At 67.0% G+C, this 3,262-nt stretch carries 2 protein-coding genes and 4 tRNA genes; 2 read left to right on the top strand and 4 right to left on the bottom strand.

Annotation, left to right across the window (positions count from 1 at the left end; genetic code table 11):
- Positions 1-641: 641 nt before the first annotated feature.
- The 3 genes from E1261_RS44035 to E1261_RS44025 all read right to left on the bottom strand — a co-directional run bounded on the left by E1261_RS44035 (position 642) and on the right by E1261_RS44025 (position 911).
- A tRNA-Val gene (locus tag E1261_RS44035) sits at positions 642-713 on the bottom strand.
- 23 nt (positions 714-736) lie between these two features.
- A tRNA-Cys gene (locus E1261_RS44030) sits at positions 737-807 on the bottom strand.
- A gap of 31 nt (positions 808-838) precedes the next feature.
- A tRNA-Gly gene (locus E1261_RS44025) sits at positions 839-911 on the bottom strand.
- Positions 912-1,074: 163 nt separating this feature from the next.
- Here E1261_RS44025 and E1261_RS44020 point away from each other — a divergent pair.
- Positions 1,075-1,893, top strand: a complete 819-nt coding sequence (locus E1261_RS44020) for an aminotransferase class IV (protein WP_132416213.1) — start codon at positions 1,075-1,077, stop codon at positions 1,891-1,893.
- 23 nt (positions 1,894-1,916) lie between these two features.
- Here E1261_RS44020 and E1261_RS44015 read toward each other — a convergent pair whose 3' ends face one another.
- Positions 1,917-2,483: a CGNR zinc finger domain-containing protein gene (locus E1261_RS44015; RefSeq protein WP_238176835.1), complete on the bottom strand. Its 567-nt coding sequence runs from the start codon at positions 2,481-2,483 to the stop codon at positions 1,917-1,919.
- A gap of 130 nt (positions 2,484-2,613) precedes the next feature.
- Here E1261_RS44015 and E1261_RS44010 point away from each other — a divergent pair.
- Positions 2,614-2,685, top strand: a tRNA-Val gene (locus E1261_RS44010).
- Positions 2,686-3,262 lie beyond the last annotated feature (577 nt).

Genomic DNA, 3,262 nt, shown 5'->3' with positions numbered 1-3,262 from the left:
CACCCACACACCAGCATCCGAACGTGCACCCCAGCCCGCCACCGACTTATTGGGTGATGGCGGTCCGCCCCAGCCGATCACCACACCCGAGACCACCCGGCTGGAAGGACGTCAGCGACCGGTTTCACGGAGTCGTACTGCCGCTCCGTGGCAGCGATCTTCCGCAAAGCCGCCGATTCGACCGTGGGGATGCGGCCGGGCCGGACCAACTGAAGGCCGCACGCGGCGCTGGGCTCACCCCACCCCCCGAGCGAAGCATGGCCACAGCTCGGACACCGGCCTAACCCCGGCGGTGGAGCGGACGACGACCGACGGACGACGAGCTCAGGCTGGCCGGCCGAGCGCAGCGAAGGTGCAGGCGGACAGCGAGTCAGCCACGGTCGGGAACCGGGGAGCGTGCCCGAGCCGCCGCCGGGAACTTGGGAGCCTGCCGCAACTGGAGCCGGAACTGTATGAGCCACCTCAGCCCATGCCGGGAACCGGGGAGCGCGCCGCACCCGAAGCCGCCGATGCGAAGCGAGGCGAAGGGGGTGCGGGTGGCGAAGCCCCCGCCCGCGGCAAGCGCAGCGCAGCCGCACAAACGACGAAGGCGAGGCGGCGAGCGCTGGCAACAGCGCCGCACACCTCGCCTATCGACTTCGTGGACGATACTGGGATCGAACCAGTGACCTCTTCCGTGTCAGGGAAGCGCGCTACCGCTGCGCCAATCGTCCAGATAAGAACATGAAGTTCTTCGAGGTGGAGACGGGATTCGAACCCGTGTACACGGCTTTGCAGGCCGTTGCCTCGCCTCTCGGCCACTCCACCAAGCAAAGCTCGGCCTACTAGACCATCTCCGAGCGGACGACCGGGCTCGAACCGGCGACCTTAACCTTGGCAAGGTTACGCTCTACCAACTGAGCTACGTCCGCACTACGACCGGTTTGGTGTTCCCCGGCGCGAGAAGAACATTAGCCCATCCGGCCCCGAGTTCAAAAATCGGGGTCCCCCGCAGGACGACGTACCGTCACCTGCTGGTCACCAACGGGACCTGATTCGCCTTAGCACTAAGGTGTTCCGTGGAAGGAGCGGCACATGCGGATCTGGGTGAACGGCGAGCTCGGCGGCGAACTGGCGACGGTTCCGGCGCTGGACCACGGGCTGACGACGGGTGACGGGGTGTTCGAGACGATCAAGATCGTCGACGGACAGCCGTTCGCGGTACGGCGGCATCTGGAACGGCTGGTCCGTTCCGCGACCGGACTCGGTCTGCCCGCACCGGATGTGGCGCGCGTCGAGGCCGGCATCGCCGAGGTGGTCGCCGCGGATCCGGGGATCGCGTTCGGGCGGCTGCGGATCACGTTCACCGGCGGCGTTTCGCCGCTGTCCTCGGATCGCGGGACGACGGGTCCGACGATCGTGATCGCGACCCAGGCCATCGAGCCGCCGTCGCCGACCTCAGCGATCGTCACCGTGCCGTGGACCCGCAACGAGCGCAGCGCGGTCGCCGGTCTGAAGACGACGTCGTACGCCGAGAATGTCCGCGCCCTCGCGTATGCCAAGGAGCGCGGCGGCAGCGAGGCGATCTTCGCGAACACCACCGGCGTCCTCTGCGAAGGCACGGGCTCGAACATCTTCTGCGTGTACGACGGTGAGCTCGTGACGCCGACCTTGGAGTCGGGAGCGCTGGCCGGGGTGACCCGCGCGCTCGTCATCGAGTGGTTCGGTGCGACCGAGCGCGACGTGCCGCTGGAGCAGCTCTTCACGGCCGACGAGATCTTCCTCACATCGACGACGCGCGACGTACAAGGCATCCATCGAGTCGACGACCGCGAACTGACCGCGCCGGGCTCGATCACCGCACAGGTCGTGAAGATCTTCGCGGACCGTTCCCTCGAGGACCTCAACCCCTAGAGATCCTTGTCGGCAACCGCGTTCTACTCCCCCGATGCCTTGCGGCGCTCGCGGTAGGCGGCTACGTGCAGGCGGTTCCCGCAGGTGCGGGCGTCGCAGTAGCGCTTCGAGCGATTGCGCGACAGATCGATCAAGGCGTCGTCGCAATCCGGCGCCTCACAGCGACGGAGCCGCTCGCGCTCCCCCGCCGAGATCACCTGCGCCAGCGCGATCCCGCACTCCACCGTGATCCGGCAGGCCAGCGACGAACCGTCCCGCGAATAGTGGATGTGCCACGGGTGCCCGTCATGGTTCGTCAGCCGCGGCGTCGTCGTACCTCTCGCAATGATCGCGTTGATCATCGCCGCCGCCGCCGCATCCGAATCCGTTGTGAACACCGGCGAGAACAACGGCCGCAGATCCCGGACGTCGGCCAGGTCCTTGTCCGTCAAGATCCCGACCGCACTGAACTCCCGCTCCTGGACGAACTTCTCCAGCTCCTCCAAGGTCCCCATCGTGTCGACCTGGCTGTTCGGCCCGGGCAGCGTGTTGACCAGCCGGACCAGCGTGCCGAGCGCCTGCTCGGTGTCGTGCGAGAAAGTCACAATCACGTCTCCAACGTGACGGGGTCTCCGTCCTTGCCCAAGAGTAGCCCGCCCCGATTAGAACGTCGCCGAATCATGCGCTAAGGTTTCACCCGCAAGACCCCACCAGGCAACACCAGCAACACGCACCACGCCTGGGCGATTGGCGCAGTGGTAGCGCGCTTCGTTCACACCGAAGAGGTCACTGGTTCGAACCCAGTATCGCCCACGAAGTCGATAGGCGACTCGTGTCCGCGGAAAGCGCGGACCGGGTCGCCTTCGTCGTTTGTGCGCCTGCGCTTCGCTTGGCGCGGGCGGGGGCTTCGCCACCCGCACCCCCTTCGCCTCGCTTCGCGTCGGCGGCTCGGGTTGCGGCGCGCTGCACAGTTGCTGGCACGGGCTGAGGTGGCTCAGAGGGTTCGCGGCTCGGGCTGGGTGCGCTTGACGGTTCCTCGTTATGGCGCGGGTCGCTCCACAGTGGCGGCTTGGGCTCGGGCGGGTTGGACGGTTCGCGGCTGGGGCGGACTTCACGGTTGCCCGCGATGGCTGGGCGCCGACCTACGGCTGCGGCTGGGTGCGCTCTACGGTTCCGCGTGACACCTGGGCCGCGCTCCAGGGCTCCCGGTTACAACTAGCCCTTCCCACAGCTTCCGGTTTCGGCTGGCCTCTTTGCTCCGTGGTTCGCGGGTGGGCGGATTGGTCAGATTAGCCAGGTGTTGTTGGTCATTAGGGTTCGGTCTTTTAGTTCGTTGGCTTCTTGCCAGGCTTGGATCTTGGTGGGGGTTGCGCGGATGAAGGGGTAGTTG

The organism is Kribbella albertanoniae, assembly GCF_004348455.1.
Classification (GTDB): Bacteria; Actinomycetota; Actinomycetes; order Propionibacteriales; family Kribbellaceae; genus Kribbella; species Kribbella albertanoniae.
Note: the sequence above shows the minus strand (reverse complement) of the source record. Positions and strands in the feature narration are given on the sequence as shown.

Coding starts and splice junctions, on each gene's coding strand:
- E1261_RS44020 (WP_132416213.1), top strand. CDS start 1,075: ATGCGGATCTGGGTGAACGGCGAGCTCGGCGGCGAACTGGCGACGGTT.